This window comes from Xanthomonas sp. 3075 (genome assembly GCF_014197275.1).
Classification (GTDB): domain Bacteria; phylum Pseudomonadota; class Gammaproteobacteria; order Xanthomonadales; family Xanthomonadaceae; genus Xanthomonas; species Xanthomonas campestris_B.
In genome coordinates this window covers 30,052-46,512 of sequence record NZ_JACIFI010000007.1, presented here as the reverse complement: position 1 = coordinate 46,512, position 16,461 = coordinate 30,052, and the positions used below count along the sequence as shown (strand labels likewise).

At 64.6% G+C, this 16,461-nt stretch carries 15 protein-coding genes; 9 read left to right on the top strand and 6 right to left on the bottom strand.

Features of this window, described 5'->3' with window-relative positions; translation table 11 throughout:
- The first annotated feature begins 138 nt into the window (after positions 1-138).
- Positions 139-1,875, top strand: coding sequence for a type IV-A pilus assembly ATPase PilB (gene pilB, locus GGR62_RS08445; RefSeq protein ID WP_184407471.1), 1,737 nt, complete (start codon positions 139-141; stop codon positions 1,873-1,875).
- 8 nt (positions 1,876-1,883) lie between these two features.
- Here the strand turns inward: pilB and GGR62_RS08440 are convergent, their stop codons facing one another.
- From GGR62_RS08440 to GGR62_RS08425, 4 genes are all read right to left on the bottom strand, one after another.
- Entirely contained in the window at positions 1,884-2,501 is a 618-nt protein-coding gene (locus GGR62_RS08440; protein ID WP_184407470.1) for a Fic family protein, read from the bottom strand.
- Complete coding sequence (locus tag GGR62_RS08435; protein WP_184407469.1) at positions 2,498-2,680, bottom strand: YhfG family protein; 183 nt, start codon at positions 2,678-2,680, stop codon at positions 2,498-2,500. The genes GGR62_RS08440 and GGR62_RS08435 overlap by 4 nt, the downstream gene beginning before the upstream one ends.
- Before the next feature lie 211 nt (positions 2,681-2,891).
- The gene (locus tag GGR62_RS08430; protein WP_184407468.1) at positions 2,892-4,286 is read right to left on the bottom strand and encodes a sigma-54 dependent transcriptional regulator; all 1,395 of its coding nucleotides are present in this window, start codon (positions 4,284-4,286) and stop codon (positions 2,892-2,894) included.
- Between the two features lie 490 nt (positions 4,287-4,776).
- Entirely contained in the window at positions 4,777-6,390 is a 1,614-nt protein-coding gene (locus GGR62_RS08425) for a HAMP domain-containing sensor histidine kinase (RefSeq protein WP_184407467.1), read from the bottom strand.
- A 232-nt stretch (positions 6,391-6,622) separates the two neighbouring features.
- Between GGR62_RS08425 and sucC the strand changes: the two genes are divergently transcribed.
- From sucC to GGR62_RS08405, 4 genes are all read left to right on the top strand, one after another.
- Positions 6,623-7,792 carry an ADP-forming succinate--CoA ligase subunit beta gene (sucC, locus tag GGR62_RS08420; RefSeq protein ID WP_005992833.1) on the top strand — a complete coding sequence of 390 codons (1,170 nt, stop codon included), beginning with the start codon at positions 6,623-6,625 and terminating at the stop codon, positions 7,790-7,792.
- 24 nt (positions 7,793-7,816) lie between these two features.
- Positions 7,817-8,692: a succinate--CoA ligase subunit alpha gene (gene sucD / locus GGR62_RS08415; RefSeq protein WP_011038208.1), complete on the top strand. Its 876-nt coding sequence runs from the start codon at positions 7,817-7,819 to the stop codon at positions 8,690-8,692.
- A gap of 524 nt (positions 8,693-9,216) precedes the next feature.
- On the top strand, positions 9,217-9,588 hold the full coding sequence (locus tag GGR62_RS08410) for a DUF559 domain-containing protein (RefSeq protein ID WP_184407466.1): 372 nt from the start codon (positions 9,217-9,219) through the stop codon (positions 9,586-9,588).
- 22 nt (positions 9,589-9,610) lie between these two features.
- Positions 9,611-11,251 carry an NAD+ synthase gene (locus tag GGR62_RS08405; RefSeq protein ID WP_184407465.1) on the top strand — a complete coding sequence of 547 codons (1,641 nt, stop codon included), beginning with the start codon at positions 9,611-9,613 and terminating at the stop codon, positions 11,249-11,251.
- Here GGR62_RS08405 and GGR62_RS08400 read toward each other — a convergent pair.
- Positions 11,245-12,231, bottom strand: coding sequence for a hypothetical protein (locus GGR62_RS08400; protein ID WP_184407464.1), 987 nt, complete (start codon positions 12,229-12,231; stop codon positions 11,245-11,247). The two genes, GGR62_RS08405 and GGR62_RS08400, sit on opposite strands and share 7 nt — an antisense overlap.
- A 277-nt stretch (positions 12,232-12,508) precedes the next feature.
- Positions 12,509-13,387 carry an outer membrane protein assembly factor BamD gene (locus GGR62_RS08395; RefSeq protein WP_184407463.1) on the bottom strand — a complete coding sequence of 293 codons (879 nt, stop codon included), beginning with the start codon at positions 13,385-13,387 and terminating at the stop codon, positions 12,509-12,511.
- Positions 13,388-13,507: 120 nt separating this feature from the next.
- On the opposite strand from GGR62_RS08395, the gene rluD reads away from it, so the two are divergent.
- Genes rluD through GGR62_RS08375 form a run of 4 tightly spaced genes read left to right on the top strand, consistent with a single transcriptional unit; the run spans position 13,508 to position 16,268 of the window.
- Positions 13,508-14,503 (top strand): 23S rRNA pseudouridine(1911/1915/1917) synthase RluD, encoded by a 996-nt coding sequence (rluD, locus tag GGR62_RS08390; protein ID WP_184407462.1) that lies wholly within the window; start codon positions 13,508-13,510, stop codon positions 14,501-14,503.
- Between the two features lies 1 nt (position 14,504).
- On the top strand, positions 14,505-15,320 hold the full coding sequence (pgeF, locus tag GGR62_RS08385; RefSeq protein ID WP_184407461.1) for a peptidoglycan editing factor PgeF: 816 nt from the start codon (positions 14,505-14,507) through the stop codon (positions 15,318-15,320).
- Between the two features lie 20 nt (positions 15,321-15,340).
- Complete coding sequence (locus GGR62_RS08380) at positions 15,341-15,847, top strand: DUF4166 domain-containing protein (protein WP_184407604.1); 507 nt, start codon at positions 15,341-15,343, stop codon at positions 15,845-15,847.
- On the top strand, positions 15,834-16,268 hold the full coding sequence (locus GGR62_RS08375; protein ID WP_260305684.1) for a thiol-disulfide oxidoreductase DCC family protein: 435 nt from the start codon (positions 15,834-15,836) through the stop codon (positions 16,266-16,268). The genes GGR62_RS08380 and GGR62_RS08375 overlap by 14 nt, the downstream gene beginning before the upstream one ends.
- Positions 16,269-16,461: the final 193 nt, after the last annotated feature.

Below are 16,461 nucleotides of genomic sequence, written 5' to 3'. Positions count from 1 at the left end.
TACTGGTGCGAGCTAGTCGTTATGAAACAATGGCCCCTTTTCAGGGGCCTTTGTTTTTCAAACGGCGTTAGTGCGAGGACGGCGTCTGTAATGTAACTTATCGCGCTATTCATGTAAGACGTGCAACTGAGGTGTGAAATGAATGCTAGCGTTTTTGCTAATCTCGTTGGTATTACAGGAATCGCCCGACGTCTAGTTCAGGACGGGGCATTAGAAGAAGCTACTGCACGATCTGCAATGGATCAGGCCGCTAACGCTAAGGTGCCGTTGCCACAATGGTTTTCCGAGAAGAAGTTGGTCACCGCGTCCCAACTTGCTGCCGCCAACGCAGTCGAGTTCGGTATGCCGCTGATGGACGTGTCGGTCTTCGACGCCAGCCAGAATGCCATCAAGCTGGTCAGCGAGGAGTTGCTCCAGAAGTACCAGGTGCTGCCGCTGTTCAAGCGCGGCAACCGATTGTTCGTGGGGGTGAGTGACCCGACCCAGACGCGTGCGCTGGACGACATCAAGTTTCATACCAATCTGGTGGTCGAGCCGATCCTGGTGGACGAGGACCAGATCCGCCGTACCTTGGAGCAGTGGCAGGCCAGCAACGCCTCGCTTGGCTCATCGCTCGGTGACGACGATGACGACATGGGGGATCTGGACGTCTCCACCGGGGACGAGGACATGGGCGCTGGCGGGGATGCCGGGGTCGATGCCAAGGGCGACGACACGCCGGTGGTGAGGTTCGTCAACAAGGTGCTGGTGGATGCGATCCGGCGGGGAGCCTCCGACATCCATTTCGAGCCGTATGAAGACGACTATCGGGTGCGGTTGCGGATCGATGGGCTGCTGAAGAACGTGGCCAAGGCGCCGGTGAAGCTGAGCCAACGCATCGCCGCGCGCTTGAAGGTGATGTCGCAGCTGGACATTGCGGAGAAGCGGGTGCCGCAGGACGGGCGCATCAAGCTCAACCTGTCCAAGACCAAGCAGATCGACTTCCGTGTGAGCACCTTGCCGACCTTGTTCGGCGAGAAGGTGGTGCTGCGTATCCTGGACGGTAGTGCGGCCAAGCTGGGCATCGAGAAGCTGGGCTATGAGGCGGACCAGCAGAAGCTGTTCCTGGATGCGATCCACAAGCCGTACGGCATGGTGCTGGTGACCGGTCCGACCGGTTCGGGCAAGACGGTGTCGTTGTATACGGCGCTGGGCATCTTGAATGACGAAACGCGCAATATCTCCACGGCCGAGGATCCGGTGGAAATCCGGTTGCCTGGCGTGAATCAGGTGCAGCAGAACGTCAAGCGCGGCATGACGTTTGCCGCTGCGCTGCGCTCGTTCCTGCGCCAGGACCCGGACATCATCATGGTCGGCGAAATCCGCGACCTGGAGACGGCCGAGATTGCGATCAAGGCGGCGCAGACCGGTCATATGGTGCTGTCCACGCTGCATACCAACGATGCGCCGCAGACCATCGCGCGTCTGATGAACATGGGGATTGCGCCGTACAACATCACCTCGTCGGTGACATTGGTGATCGCGCAGCGTCTTGCGCGGCGTTTGTGCAGCAACTGCAAGCGCAAGTCGACCTTGCCTGAGCATGCGTTGCTGGCGGAGGGGTTCACTGCAGAGCAGGTCGCTGCGGGGATCGAACTGTATGAGGCCGTGGGTTGCGAGGAGTGCACCGAAGGCTACAAAGGCCGTACCGGTATCTATCAGGTGATGCCGATGAACGACGAGATCGGCGCGATCGTGCTGGAAGGCGGTAATGCGATGCAGATTGCAGAGGCGGCGCAGAAGATCGGAATCCGCGATCTGCGTCAGTCGGCGCTGGTCAAGGCGGCGCATGGGGTGACCAGCTTGGCTGAGATTAATCGGGTTACCAAGGACTGAGTGGAGCGTCAGTCGTGATCCTGATCGACTGACGGTTCTTCGATCTGCGTGATGCAGCGATCGAAGACTTCTTCCAGCGGGACGTAATCGCATGACACGGCAGCGATGCAGGCTGCAACCCAGGTGCCTGCGCTCACATGCCTCCACGAGACCGCCAGTCCATTGAGCAGCAACCAATGCTCGAAGAATAGGCGCTGCGTCCGACCGTTGCCTTCACGGAACGGGTGAATCATGTTCAATTCGCCATAGAGCTCTGCGACCAACGCCATCTGTGCGGAGCGAGGCAGCGTGGTCAGATCGGTAGCGTCCAGCTGGCTCAGCAAGCGATGCGCTTCGGCTTTAATGCGGTTGCTGATGCAAAATCGTGTGGTGCCCTTGGCGATATCCACTGTTCTGAGCATGCCCGCCCATTCGTAGACTTCATCGAACAGTTGCCGATGCAGGCTGCAAAGATAAGCAAGATCGAACGGTGGCGCGCCGAGTTCGATGGATTGCACTGCGGTTGCTGCAAAGGCGGCTTCGGCCGCCTCCAAAGCATCAGGGTCGACGATGTTCAGTTTGTTCCGGAGAACACCTGTGCCGGGATAGCAGGCAGGGTCAGCAATGACCGCATACTTGTCTTTCATCCTGGCCGGGAGAGGGCCAGGTACTTTTTGCGCAATGCCTCTTTGCTGGGTAAGGGGCGCTGATTGTTTGAAGCTGTGTCAGGGGTTTTGATGCCTTCCAAGCGTTGGCTGGCGGCAAAATTGTCCCTGCGAGTGGCGCGATAATGCTCGACAACGGTCTCAAGGCTGGGCTTTTTCATGACGGCTCCTCATGCATGTGCGACCGAGACAAATTATACCTGGATGGGTGGGTCAAGTTGGAGAATCGTAACGGCGCTCCAGTCCTGGCGCTCCCGTCCCCGCACCGCCTGTGATTGCTCAAAACAGCAGCCGAAACCGACCATTCGCCTTTTACGATTCCCCACTCCCCACTCCCCACTCCCGATTCCCGATTCCCGATTCCCGGCCTCTCTACTCCATCCCCAACTTCTTGAGCTTGTAGCGCAGCGCACGAAAGGTGATGCCCAGTTGCGCGGCGGTCTTGGTCTTGTTCCAGCGGTTTTCTTCCAGCGCTTTCTGGATCGCGGCACGTTCCAGTTGCTCGATGTAGGACGGCAGGGCGGCCGAGGCGGGGTCGATGTCGACCACCGCTTCGCGCGGTTCGATGGCGGCGCTGCCGGGGCTGGCTGCGAGGCGGTGGCCGCCATGGGCGGGTAGGCGCAGGTCGGTGGCACTGATCTGGTCGTCTTCGGCCAGGGCCAGGGCGCGTTCGAGGATGTTTTCCAGTTCGCGTACGTTGCCGGGGAAGCCGTAATGGTTCAGCGCGTCCAGCGCCGATTGGGTCAGCAGCGGAATCGGGCGGCCGTGGCTATGTGCCAGTCTGGCGATGATGGCGGCGGCCAGTTGCGGCAGGTCGCCGCCGCGTTCGCGCAGCGGTGGGACGCGCAGTTCGATCACGTTGATGCGGTAGTAGAGGTCGTGGCGGAAACGGCCATCGGACACCAGGTCGCCGAGATCCTTGTGGGTGGCCGAGAGGATGCGCACATCCACCAGCGTCTCGCTGGAGGCGCCGACCGGACGGATCGATTTTTCCTGGATCGCACGCAGCAGTTTGACCTGCATCTGCAGCGGCAATTCGGCCACTTCGTCCAGGAACAGCGTGCCGCCATGCGCGGCCTGGAACAGGCCGGGCTTGTCGGCATGCGCGCCGGTGAAGCTGCCTTTCTTGTGGCCGAAGAATTCGCTTTCCATCAGCTCGGCAGGAATGGCGCCGCAGTTGACCGGGACGAATGGCCCGGCCGCGCGTGCGCCTTGTTCGTGGATGGTGCGTGCGACCAGCTCCTTGCCCACGCCCGATTCGCCGACGATGTAGACCGGTGCCTGGCTACGCGCGACCTTGCCGATGGTGGCGCGCAGGCTTTCCATTGCGCCGGAGTCGCCGAGCAGGCGGCTGGCCTGTTCCGGCGGTGGTGGCGGTGGAGCGGGGCGGTCGCGGTTGTTCAATTCCAGCGCGTGCTTGACCAGGCCGCGCAGCACGCTGATATCCACCGGCTTGCTGACGAAGTCGAAGGCGCCGGCCTTCAGCGCTTCCACCGCCAGGTCCATGCTGCCGAACGCGGTGATCATCGCCACCGGCGTTTGCGGATAGTGCTTGGCGATTTCGGTGACCAGTTCGATGCCGTTGCCATCGGGCAGGCGCATGTCGGTCAGGCACAGATCGTAGGGATTGCTGGCCAGCAGTTCGCGTGCTTCGGCCAGGTTGGCGGCGGTGCTGATGCGCAACCCCATGCGGCCCAGGGTCAGGACAAGCAACTCGCGGATGTCACGCTCGTCATCGACAACCAGGGCACTTTTCTGTTCGTTCATGTTGCCCACGATATCCCAGCGCGATGACCGTCGACAATTGCCGGCCGCGTTGGCGCCAAACGGTTCACGCGGATGTTTGGTGCGTGTGTGCAGATCGAGGTGCGCCGATGGGTGCCAGTCAGAAGCGAGGGATAGGTGCCGCGCCGCATGTGGTGCAAGGCGTCTCCACTGCGGTGGGGTTGGCCTGGCCGGGCAGGGCTGTCGTCGTCTTGGAGGGGGGCGATGTGGGGACGCGGCTTCATCCGCACGTGCAGATGTCGCACACCTGATGTGGTTCTAGGGAAGCTCTGAACAACTCTGTCTCAGGCCTTCGATCGGAGCCTGAGCCAGACTGCGTCACGCGTAAGCGCTTGATTTTCAGTAAGCGCACTTGTCGGGATCAGGCGAGGCTACAAGCTTCCCCCGATGGTCGGTGAGTTGTTCAGCGGTTCCCTAGCAGCTGCGCTGTTTGCCAAGCGATGCTCGAAGTGCGACAGCGCAGATCGATCACTCACTTGCCCAGCAGGCCATTGGGCCCCTGCAACAGAATCCGGAAACACGCGCCGCCCCCGGGGACCGACACGTAGTCCAGTTGCGCCTGGTTGGCGCGGCATAGCTCCTGGGCGATATACAGGCCGAGCCCGGTGCCGTGTTCGGAGGTGGTGTAGAACGGGCGGAACAACTGCGCGGCGACGGTGTCCGGAACGCCCGGGCCGCGGTCGATCACGTCGATCACCGCCATACGGTCCTGGCGCTCGACGCGCAGTTTGACGCGCGCCGGTTCGTCCAGCACTCGGCCGTATTTGAGCGCGTTGTGGACCAGTGCGGTGAGGATCTGATGCAGGTGCTTGGGGTCGACCAATGCATGCACCGAGCTGCCCTGGATGCTGGATTCCAGACTGTCGGTTTCCATCGACAGGGTCTGCCGGTAATCGATCACGAAGCGCCGCACGAAGGCGGCCAGATCCAGGTTTTCCGGGTTTGCGCGTTCGCGGCGGGCCAGGCCGAGCACGCTTTCGACGATGCCGTTGGTGCGCTGGCATTGCTGGTGGATGATCTGCAGCAGGCGGCGGTCGGCATCGCCGATGTCCGGGGATTCTTCCAGCAGTTGCGAGGCGTAGCTGATCGCCGCCAGCGGGTTGCGGATCTCGTGCGCCAGGCTGGCCGAAAAGCGCCCCATCGCCGACAAGGTCAGCGATTCGGCGCGGCGCGAAACCACGCTGGCGTCGTCCAGAAACACCAGCACCATGTCGCTGTCGGCCAGCAGGCGCGCAAAGCGCGGCTGCACTTCCGGGCGGTCGGCGCCCAGTTGCAGCGGGGCTTCTTCTTGGCACCAGCCGCTGCGCCAGCGTTGCAGGCGACGCGCCAGTTCCGGCGTGAGTGCGGCCAGCGACAGATCTGCCGGGGCGTTGCGCTGGTCGCCATCGCCCAGCAGCGCCAATGCCGCCTCGTTGGCCAGGGTGATGTGGTTATGCGTATCGACCACCAGCACACCGGTGCGCAGGCGGCGAATGATCAGCTCGTTGATCTCGTACAGATTGGCGACCTGCGCGCCGCGCTGTTCGGCCAGCACCTGATTGCTGCGCGCGCGCGCGGCGATCTGTTCGCAGATGAAGGCCACCGCGACGTAACTGGTGGCAAACATGGCCAGCTCGGCCACCGGACGGGTGGCGCCGGCGCCTTCGAGCAGGGTCCACAGGTATTCGAGCACGATGGCGGCGCTGGCGAGCAGGGCGATGCCCATGCCGTAGCGCAGGCGCAGCAGGATCGAGGCGGCGGCGACGTTGAACAGCAACATCATCGCGATACCGGCGCTGGCGCCGGGCAGGGCATGCGTGGCCAGGGTCGCGGCGAGGATGTCGGCGATCACCGCGCACAGCACGGTGGCGGTGAGGCGGCGTTCGTTGCGGCTCCAGAACAGCAGCGGGATGGCCAGCGACAGGTAGCCGATCGCCACCCCGGCGGCCAGGCGCGGGTAACGTGGCTCGGGAATGGCGTCGGACAACGGGCTGAAGACCAATGCGGCGATCAGCCCGGCCACCAGCACCCGGTACAGCGAAAAGAAGTACAGCTCGCGCTGCGGCGCGGACTGGATCCGGTCGATAAGCGATGCGCTGGATGCCAAGCCACTTCCCCGCTGGAACAAGCCGCGAGTATAGGCAGGTACGGCGCCTGCGCTGCGCGCGGGCCTGGCGGCGGCTGGCCGCAGGCAGGCGTAGGAAGGGCGGGCGATGCCGGCGAATTTTGCGCAGCGCAGCGTGGTCGGCCACAATAGGCGGCCCGTTCGCGTCTTATGACGTGCCGCCCTGGCGGTCTGCGTTGCACGCAGCGGTCGTTTCCTTTTCCCACGGTGACGCATGAATTTCCACGAATACCAGTCAAAACAGCTGCTTGCCGAGTACGGCATCCCCGTCCCGGCCGGCAAGGTCGCGGCGACCCCGGACGAAGCGGTTGAAGTTGCCAACTCCCTGGGCAAGGGCCCCTGGATGGTGAAAGCGCAGATTCACGCGGGCGGCCGTGGCAAGGCTGGCGGCGTCAAGTTCTGCAAGACCACCGACGATGTGAAAGCCGCAGCGGCCAAGATGCTCGGCACCAAGATGTCCACCTACCAGACCGCCGGCGTCGAGCTGCCGATCAATCTGGTGCTGGTGACCACCGCCGGCGAGATCGTCAAGGAGCTCTACCTGTCGATCCTGGTCGATCGCGGCACCAAGACCATCACCTATATCGCCTCGTCCGAAGGCGGCGTGGAGATCGAGCAGGTCGCTGCCGAGACGCCGGAGCTGATCCACGCGCTCAACGTCGACTTCGTCGAGGGCGTGCAGGGTTACCACGGCCGCGATTTCGGCTTCAAGCTGGGTCTGAATGCCAAGCAGGCCGGCCAGTTCGCCAGCATCATGGTGAACCTGTATCGCCTGTTCAACGAAAAGGACCTGGCGCTGGTTGAGATCAACCCGCTGGCGATCCTGGACGACGGCAACCTGTACGCGCTGGACGGCAAGTTCGACAGCGACGACAACGCCGCATTCCGTCAGAAGCAGCTGATCGCCATGCGCGACAAGACGCAGGAAGACGAAACCGAAGTGACCGCGTCGGAGCTGGACATCAACTACGTCACCATGGACGGCAACATCGGCTGCATGGTCAACGGCGCAGGCCTGGCCATGGCCACCATGGACGTCATCAAGCTCAACGGCGGCGAGCCGGCGAACTTCCTGGACGTGGGCGGCGGCGCCAACAAGCAGCGCGTCATCGAGGCGTTCAAGCTGATCCTGTCCTCGGACAAGGTCGAAGGCATCTTCGTCAACATCTTCGGCGGCATCGTCCGCTGCGACATGATCGCCGAAGGCATCATCGCCGCGGTCAAGGAAGTGGGCGTCAAGGTGCCGGTCGTGGTGCGCCTGGAAGGCACCAACGTGGAAGAAGGCAAGCAGCTGCTGCGCGACAGCGGCATGGCCATCATCCCGGCCGACAACATCAACGACGGTGCCAAGAAGGTCGTTGAAGCTGTCAAGAACGCCGCCTGATCCACGACACCGAAGGAACTATCCATGTCCGTTTTGATTAACAAGAACACCAAGGTGATCGTGCAGGGCTTCACCGGCCAGCAGGGCACCTTCCACGCCACTCAGATGATCGAGTACGGCACCCAGGTCGTCGGCGGCGTGACGCCGGGCAAGGGCGGCACCACCCATATCGACCTGCCGGTGTTCAACACCGTGGCCGATGCCGTGCAGAGCACCGGCGCCGATGCGTCGGTGATCTACGTGCCGCCGCCGTACGCGGCCGATGCGATCCTGGAGGCGGCTGCGGCCGGCATCAAGGTCATCGTCTGCATCACCGAAGGCATCCCGGTGCTGGACATGCTGCGCGTCAAGAACGTGCTGACCCGCTCGCATCCGGACACCGTGCTGATCGGGCCGAACTGCCCCGGCGTGATTACCCCGGGCGAGTGCAAGATCGGCATCATGCCGGGCCACATCCACAAGCCGGGCAAGATCGGCATCGTGTCGCGTTCGGGCACCCTGACCTATGAAGCGGTCAAGCAGACCACCGAAGTGGGTCTGGGCCAGAGCACCTGCATCGGGATCGGTGGCGACCCGATCAACGGCCTGAACTTCGTCGATTGCCTCAAGCTGTTCAACGAAGACCCGCAGACCGAAGGCATCATCATGGTCGGCGAAATCGGCGGCGACGCCGAGGAAGCCGGTGCCGAGTACATCAAGCAGTTCGTGAAGAAGCCGGTGGTCGGCTTCATCGCCGGTGCCTCGGCCCCGGCCGGCAAGCGCATGGGCCACGCCGGTGCGATCGCATCGGGCGGCAAGGGCACCGCCGAAGGCAAGTTCGCCGCGATGGAAGCGGCCGGCGTCAAGACCGTCCGTTCGCCGGGCGATCTGGGTGCGGCGATCGCTGCGCTGGTGAAGTAAGCACTCGCTGCGCGCAAGCGTGTGGGTTGAGAGAGGCCACCTTCGGGTGGCCTTTTTTATGGGCTGGTTTTGCTGCCCTCATCCGCCCTTCGGGCACCTTCTCCCGCACGCGGGAGAAGGGAGTGGCAGCGGTGGCTTGTGTTGTAGCGATACAGCGGACACAGCAACAGCAACAGCAAAAGCAAAAACCAGCAGAGGTGTTAGAGCCACAAGCAGAAGCGGGAGGCATAAGCACAAACAGTCTCGGAGGCAAAGGCAAAAGCAGAGGCAAAAGCAGAGGCAAAAGCAGACGCAGAGGCCGAATTAGAGGAAGCCTCTCGATGACAGGGCGATGCCTGGAAAGAGCGAGGAGCAGTTAAGGCAGTTCTACTGCCTGCTTTTGCCTTGATTTCCCCTCTCCCGCTTGCGGGAGAGGGGTAGGGGTGAGGGCCGCTTTCCCCTACACCACCAAACGACCACAGCCGATAGCGGGCGCACATGCCCCACCCCAAGCTGTGAGCTCCCGTAGACCTCTATAGCGTCCAATGCGCGCTGGCGAAAAAATCCGATTCGCAAAAACGCTGCGGCGCGAGATGACCGCTGCCGAGCGCTTGCTTTGGTGCCACCTGCGTGATCGGCGCCTGTTGGGATGCAAGTTTCGCAGGCAATGTCCCATTGGGCCGTATATCGCCGATTTCGCTTGCCTGGACTGCGCGCTGATCATCGAGCTTGACGGTAGCCAGCACCTGGATGCGTCCTCCGATGCAGTGCGCGAGGCCTTCCTGCGCCGAGAGGGCTTCCAGCTGCTGCGCTTCTGGAATAATGAGGTGCTGGTGCGCACCAACGATGTGTGTGAAGCGATTGCGCAACGTCTGTGCGTCGCCCACTCTTCTCTTCCTCCTTCCGGCATTCGGTAGGAATCCGCAAAAGGCTGCCGATATGTCCCAGACCCTCCGCATCGCCATGGCCCAGTTCGACTTCCCGGTCGGCGCAGTGGCGCAAAATACCGACCGCATCATCGCGTTCATCGCGGCGGCACGGGACGAGTTCGGGGCGGACATCGTGCTGTTTTCCGAACTGACGATCAGCGGTTATCCGCCGGAAGACCTGCTGCTGCGGCCCGGATTTCTCGCCCATTGCGAAGAAGCGCTCGCGCGCATCGCGGCCAGCACGCACGGAATCGTCGCGGTGGTCGGCTGGCCGCAGAGCGCCGGCAGCGTGGTCTATAACGCGGCCAGCGTGTTGCGCGACGGGCGTATCGAAGCGACCTATCGCAAGCGCGAATTGCCCAACTACGCGGTGTTCGACGAGCGCCGCTATTTCGACGTGGACCCGGATGGCGAGGCCTGCGTGGTCACGGTCAAGGGCGTGCAGGTGGGTGTGGTGATCTGCGAAGACCTGTGGTTTGCCGAGCCGCTGGCCAGGACGGTGCAGGCCGGTGCCGAGCTGGTGCTGGTTCCCAATGCCTCGCCCTACGAGCGCGGCAAGCATGCGCAGCGCGATGCCTTGCTGGCCGAGCGCACCCGCGAGAGCGGGGCGGCGATTGCCTATCTCAACGTCGTCGGCGGGCAGGACGCGCTGGTGTTCGACGGGGCCTCGGTGGTGGCCGATGGCGACGGCACCGTGCATCCGGCTGCCGCCGCATTCGTCGACCAGTGGCTGGTGGTGGACTATGCCGCCGGCGAGCGCAGCTTCACCCCGGTGGTGTGGGTGGACGATGGCGACGAGAGCATGGACGCGCTGGCCTGGCGCGCGGTGGTGCGCGGGCTAAAGGACTATTGCCGCAAGAACGGCTTCGGCAAGGTCTGGCTGGGCCTGTCCGGCGGTATCGATTCGGCGCTGGTGCTGGCGATGGCGGTCGATGCGCTGGGCGGCGAGAACGTCACCGCGGTGCGGCTGCCCTCGCGCTATACGGCCAACCTGTCCAACGATCTGGCCGAGGAGCAATGCCGCGCGATGGGCGTGAAGCTGGAAACCATCGCGATCGAGCCGGCCTTCGAAGGCTTGCTCGCCGCGTTGGGGCCGATGTTCGAGGGCACCCAGCCGGATATCACCGAAGAAAATCTGCAGTCGCGCAGCCGGGGCGTGATCCTGATGGCGCTGTCCAACAAGTTTGGCGGGCTGCTGCTGACCACCGGCAACAAGAGCGAATACGCAGTCGGCTACGCCACCATCTACGGCGATATGTGCGGCGGCTACGCACCGCTCAAGGACCTGTACAAGACGGAGGTGTTCGGTCTGGCCAAGTGGCGCAATACCGTCGGCGGCGCGCCGGTGATTCCGCCGGCAGTAATTTCGCGCCCGCCCTCGGCCGAGCTGCGCGACAACCAGACCGATCAGGATTCGCTGCCGCCGTACGATGTGCTGGACGGGATTCTGTATCGCTATGTCGACCAGGAGCAGTCGCGCGACGACATCGTCGCCGCCGGCTATGCGGCCGATACGGTCGAACACGTGCTGCGGCTGGTGCGGCTCAACGAATGGAAGCGCCACCAGGCCGCGCCGGGGCCGAAGGTGTCGCGGCGCGCGTTCGGTCGCGAGCGGCGCTATCCGATCACCAACGGCTACTACGGTCAGTAACCCGCTGCATCGGCCGCCGCCGTGGTGGCCGGCTGCTGGGCGAAGCGGGTGAGCAGGTCCAGGGTCGGTTTCGGACGTGCCAGGTCGTACATCAGGCCGAAATGGCCTTCCGCGCCCTGGATGGTGGTCTGATCCAGCAATTCGTAGACGTTCACTTCGGACACCACGTCGGCATAGTTGTCGCGCACGTTGCGTAGCAGCTGCGCCAGGCTGTCGTAGCAACCGCGATCGCCTTCGCTACCGCCGGTGGTGTTGCCGGTGTAGATCTCGGCGCAGTTCAGCTCGTTGAAGAAGACCGGCGTGTTGTAGGTCTTCGCGGCGGTGCGCAGTTGTCCCAGATACAACTCGGTCCAGTAGCCGGCATCGTAGTGGAAGGCGTAGTAGTGGAAGCTGATGTGGTCGAAGTTGAAGCCGGCCGCCTTGGCCTTGGCCAGAAACCATAGCGACCCATTGCGATCGCCCGGGCAGCGTGCGTTGGCGCTGCGGTCGTCGCTGTTGCAGGCGGTGATGTTGATGGTGAAGCGCAGGCCGGCGCCCAGTTCGTCGGAGGCCTGCCGCATGCCCAGATACATCGTGGTCATCGCGGCGATGCGGGCATCGGCCTCGGCACGGACCAGATCCTGCTCGTTGCCGATCTCCCAGACCTTGATGTCCGCCGCATAGCGACGTGCCAGCTGGTAGCCGATTTCGCGCGACATCGGGTAGACCATCGGGCGCAGCGTGATGCCGTACTTGCGCGCCAGCGGGACCAGCACATCCAGCGTTGCGTAATCGCGCGGATCCACGTCGAACCGGTAGCTGCGCAGGTTGCGCGCTGCCAGCAGCTGGAAGCGGGCCTCGGCCTGGGCCATGGCATAGCCGGGGCGATTGTCGTGCGTGTTGACGCCGTAGACGATGGGCGCGGCCGCTGCGGGCGCGGCCGTTGCGGTCAGCAACGTCGCCAGCATGGCGAGCATGAGCGAGACGGGGGAACGGGACATATGGTTTCCTGGCTGGCGCCGGCAGGGAGTCGGATCGTGCTCTGCGGCGAGTATAGGCAGCCCGTCCGCGCCGTTCGGTGACTTGGTGCCGGTTCCTTGCAGTGGCCTGCAATGCGCCCGCAGACTGGCGGGTCTGCCGGGCCGGCGCTGCCGGCACTGCCGGGCACTGCGGTGAAATCGCCGCTGCCCCCGGCTTAGGTCTGCCTGCTGCAACCAGACATGCGGCAATAAGAAAGGGGCCTTGCGGCCCCTTCGGTATGCATCTGTCGCTGCGGACTCAGTCGCGGCTCATCTGCGCATTGTGCTGACCGGTCGCGGCGGATTTTTCGCCAGCAAACGGATTGAGCTTGCGCACTGCCCACGGATACTTCGGCCAGTTGCCGGTCAGCCACGGGTGATTGGGATCGTTGAGTTCCAGCACGCGGCGTGCGTCTGCGGCCAGCGTCTTGTTACCCAGGTGCGTGTAGGCCTCGGCCAGCACGGCGATCGCGTCGTACTGGAAGGCGCTCTGCGGATAGGTTTCCAGCAGGTAGTTGGCACGGCCCGCTGCCGATACCCAGGCGTCGCGGCGCAGGTAGTACAGCGCGTTGTCCAGTTCGTGCTGGGCGAAGATGTCGCGCAGCTCGATCATCCGCTTGCGCGCATCGGCGGCATAACGGCTGTTCGGATAGCGGTCGGTGACCGTATTGAAATCGTTGTAGGCCTGCTGTGGCGAGGACAGGTCGCGACGGCTCGGGTCCAGCGACCACACGCGGCGCAGGAACACCGTGTCGCGGTTGCTGTTGGCCAGCCCGCGCAGGTAGTACAGGTACGCGATGTTGCGATGGGTCGGATAAGTACGGATGAAGCGGTCGACGCTGGACACCGTATCGTCGTGCTTGCCGGCCTTGTACTGGGCGTAGGCGCTTTCGATCATCGCCTGCTCGGTGTACGGGCCGTACGGGTACTGGGCGATCAGGCGCTTGTAGCTGGCTTCGGCGCCAGCCCAGTTGCCTTTCTCCATCAGACCGTGGCTTTTGCCGTAAAGCTGCTCGACCGGCATGCCCTCGTCCGGGTTCTTCTTGGCACCGCGATGGCAGCCGGTGACGACGAACGCCATGACCAGCATGAGGGCAATAAGGCGCACAGGCGCGGAAAACGTGGACCGTCGGATCATGGGTCTGGGCAGGACGCATCAGGAAAACGAGAGCGCGATGATAGCCTAGTGGCCTGTCCGGCGACTGACTCCCGCCGCCCGGACCCCCAAATTCCCGCTTTTGCCTGAGTGCCTGTGTCCATGTCCGACCCATCTGCCGAACCCCTCGACCCGTCCCTCCGCCAGGCCATCGTGCCCGACAACGCCGCAGGGCGCCGCTTCGACGCGGTGCTGGCCGAGCTGTTCCCCGAATTTTCACGCTCGCGGCTGTCGGAGTGGATCAAGTCCGGCGATGCGCTGCTGGACGGCGAAATGGCGCGCCCGCGCGACACCTTGCGCGGCGGCGAGAGCGTGCAAGTGCAGGTGGTGCTGGAAACCCAGACCCATGCCGCGCCGCAGGACATCCCGCTGAACGTGTTGTACGAGGACGACCAGGTGCTGGTGATCGACAAGCCGGCCGGCCTGGTGGTGCACCCGGGCGCCGGCAATCCGGACGGTACCCTGGTCAACGCCTTGCTGTTCCGCGACCCGGCGCTGTCGGCGGTGCCGCGCGCCGGGGTGGTGCATCGCCTGGACAAGGACACCAGCGGCGTCATGGTGGTGGCGCGCACGCTGCAGGCCCAGACCGCGTTGGTGGAACAATTGTCCGCGCGCGATGTGCATCGCCAGTATCTGGCGGTGGTGGTCGGCGCGCTGGTGTCCGGCGGCACCGCCAATGCGCCGATCGACCGCCACCCGCGCGATCGCCTGAAGATGGCGGTGCGCGACGACGGCCGCGATGCGGTCACCCATTACCGCCTGCGCGAGCGTTTCCGCGCGCACACCGCGCTGGAATGCCGCCTGGAAACCGGGCGCACCCATCAGATCCGCGTGCACATGGCGCACCTGAAGTCGCCGATCGTCGGCGACCCGCTGTACGGTGGCGCGCTCAAGCTACCCAAGGGCGCCACCGACGAACTGGTGCACGAGCTGCGCACCTTCAAGCGCCAGGCGCTGCATGCCGAAACGCTGGAATTCCTGCATCCGGTCAGCGGCGAGCCGGTGCGCGCCAGCGCGCCGGTGCCGGCCGACCTGCAGCGGCTGATGACGGCATTGCGCGAAGACAGTGCGCGCGCGGCCGAGTTGGCACGCCGCTGAGGTGACAGTGGCCGCGCCCTTCCTCCTGCCGGCCGACTGGCCCGCGCCGCCGCGCATCCACGCGCTGACCACGCTGCGCTACGGGCTGGGCGAATCACTGGCACCGTTCGACACGCTCAACCTCGGCAACCGCGGCAGTGCGGACGGCGATATCCCCGAGCGGGTGGAACGCAACCGGGCGTTGCTGGTCCAGGCGCTGGCGCTGCCCAGTACGCCGCACTGGCTGCGGCAGGTGCATGGCGTGCAGGTCCTGCGCGCCGATGCGCCGCCCGCGGCGGACGGCACGCAACGGGATGACGGGAACGACGTGGTGCCGGCTGCGCAGGAACCGGTTGCCGATGCGGCCGTGACGGCGGTGCCAGGTGTGGTGCTGGCGATCCTGACCGCCGATTGCCTGCCGGTGGTGCTCGCTGCCGTGGATGGCAGCGAAGTCGCCGCCGCGCATGCCGGTTGGCGCGGTCTGGCCGATGGCATGCTGGAGCGCAGTGTCGCGGCGATGCGCACGCCGCCACAGCAGCTGATGGCGTGGCTGGGGCCGGCGGCGGGGCCGCAAGTGTATGAAATCGGCGAGGACGTGTTCACCGCCTTCGTCGGGCACGATGCGCAGGCGCGGCACGCGTTTGTCGCGACGCGTCCGGGGCATTGGCGGGTGGATCTGTACGCGCTGGCACGGCAGCGCTTGCAGCAGGCCGGTGTAGCGGCCAGTGCGATTCATGGCGGCGGCCTGTGCACCATTTCCGACCCGCAACGCTTCTTTTCGCATCGCCGCGATCGTCGCAGCGGACGCATGGCCACGCTGGCCTGGATCGCGCCCTGAGCACGCCGCTGTTCGCGCAGCTGCTGGGGGCGGACGCATTCGCGCAATTGCCTGCGCCGGTACGCGCGCTGCATTCGGTGCAACAACGGCAGACCTTTGCCGGTTGGGCGCGCATCCAGCGCGGCCGGCATCCCTTGGTGCCGTTGTTGGCGCTGCTGAGCCGGTTGCCGCGTAGCGGCGAGGTGGATGTCGCGGTGACGTTTGTGGTCGATGCGCGCGGCGAGCGTTGGCAGCGGCGGTTCGGCGGTGTGCCGATGGATTCGCGGATGTGGCGAGCGGGCAACGGTCTGCGCGAACACCTCGGCGCGGTGCGCTTCGAGTTCGCGCTGCGGGCCGATGCGCAGTCGTTGTACTGGCAAGCCACACGCGTGTGGGCCTTCGGTTGGCTGCCGCTGCCGGCGCGTTGGTTCGACCAGGTGCGGTGTCGTGAGCATGCCGACAGCGGCCGCTACGCCTTCCTGGTCGATGTGTATTTGCCGCTGGTGGGTCCGTTCATTCGCTACGAGGGCTGGCTTGAACCGCAGTGAGCCACCCAGTGCCGCGCCACATGTTGCGCCCGCGACCATCGTGTTCGATGGCGTGTGCCTGCTGTGCAATGGCTGGGTCAAGTTTCTGCTGAAGCACGACCGGCGCGGGCGTTATCGCTTCGCCGCCATGCAAGGCGAGGCCGGGCGTGCGCTGTTGCAGCACCACGGTCTGGATCCGGACGATCCGTTGTCGTTCCTGCTGGTGGATGCCAGTGGTGCATGGACCGACAGCGACGCGATCGTGCGGGTGCTGGCGGGCCTGGGCGGCCTGTGGCGGCTGGCCGGTGTGCTGCGGGTGGTGCCACGTCGCGTGCGCGACATCGGCTATCGACGGATCGCACGCAATCGCTATCGGTGGTTCGGCCGCAGCGAGCACTGCATGCTGCCCACGCCCGAACAGCGCGCGCGATTTCTGGAGTGAGCACCGTCAACCGCGTTGCTGCCTGGCCGGCAGTTGCGCGCGCGTGCGGAAGATCGGCATCCAGTACGCGCACAGCCAGGCGCTTGCGCGTTGAAATAATCACGCCGCTCACGCCGATCAGTGCCAGCTGCAGCTGCTGAAGTCGATGCCATAGGTATGAGTGCGCTCCTGGGCGCGACCGGCATCATCGATA

What these genes read in the sequence shown, in the direction of transcription:
- pilB (WP_184407471.1), top strand. Translation starts at nt 139, where the DNA reads ATGAATGCTAGCGTTTTTGCTAATCTCGTTGGTATTACAGGAATCGCC.
- GGR62_RS08440 (WP_184407470.1), bottom strand. Translation starts at nt 2,501, where the DNA reads ATGAAAGACAAGTATGCGGTCATTGCTGACCCTGCCTGCTATCCCGGC.
- GGR62_RS08435 (WP_184407469.1), bottom strand. Translation starts at nt 2,680, where the DNA reads ATGAAAAAGCCCAGCCTTGAGACCGTTGTCGAGCATTATCGCGCCACT.
- GGR62_RS08430 (WP_184407468.1), bottom strand. Translation starts at nt 4,286, where the DNA reads ATGAACGAACAGAAAAGTGCCCTGGTTGTCGATGACGAGCGTGACATC.
- sucC (WP_005992833.1), top strand. Translation starts at nt 6,623, where the DNA reads ATGAATTTCCACGAATACCAGTCAAAACAGCTGCTTGCCGAGTACGGC.
- sucD (WP_011038208.1), top strand. Translation starts at nt 7,817, where the DNA reads ATGTCCGTTTTGATTAACAAGAACACCAAGGTGATCGTGCAGGGCTTC.
- GGR62_RS08410 (WP_184407466.1), top strand. Translation starts at nt 9,217, where the DNA reads ATGCGCGCTGGCGAAAAAATCCGATTCGCAAAAACGCTGCGGCGCGAG.
- GGR62_RS08405 (WP_184407465.1), top strand. Translation starts at nt 9,611, where the DNA reads ATGTCCCAGACCCTCCGCATCGCCATGGCCCAGTTCGACTTCCCGGTC.
- GGR62_RS08400 (WP_184407464.1), bottom strand. Translation starts at nt 12,231, where the DNA reads ATGTCCCGTTCCCCCGTCTCGCTCATGCTCGCCATGCTGGCGACGTTG.
- GGR62_RS08395 (WP_184407463.1), bottom strand. Translation starts at nt 13,387, where the DNA reads ATGATCCGACGGTCCACGTTTTCCGCGCCTGTGCGCCTTATTGCCCTC.
- rluD (WP_184407462.1), top strand. Translation starts at nt 13,508, where the DNA reads ATGTCCGACCCATCTGCCGAACCCCTCGACCCGTCCCTCCGCCAGGCC.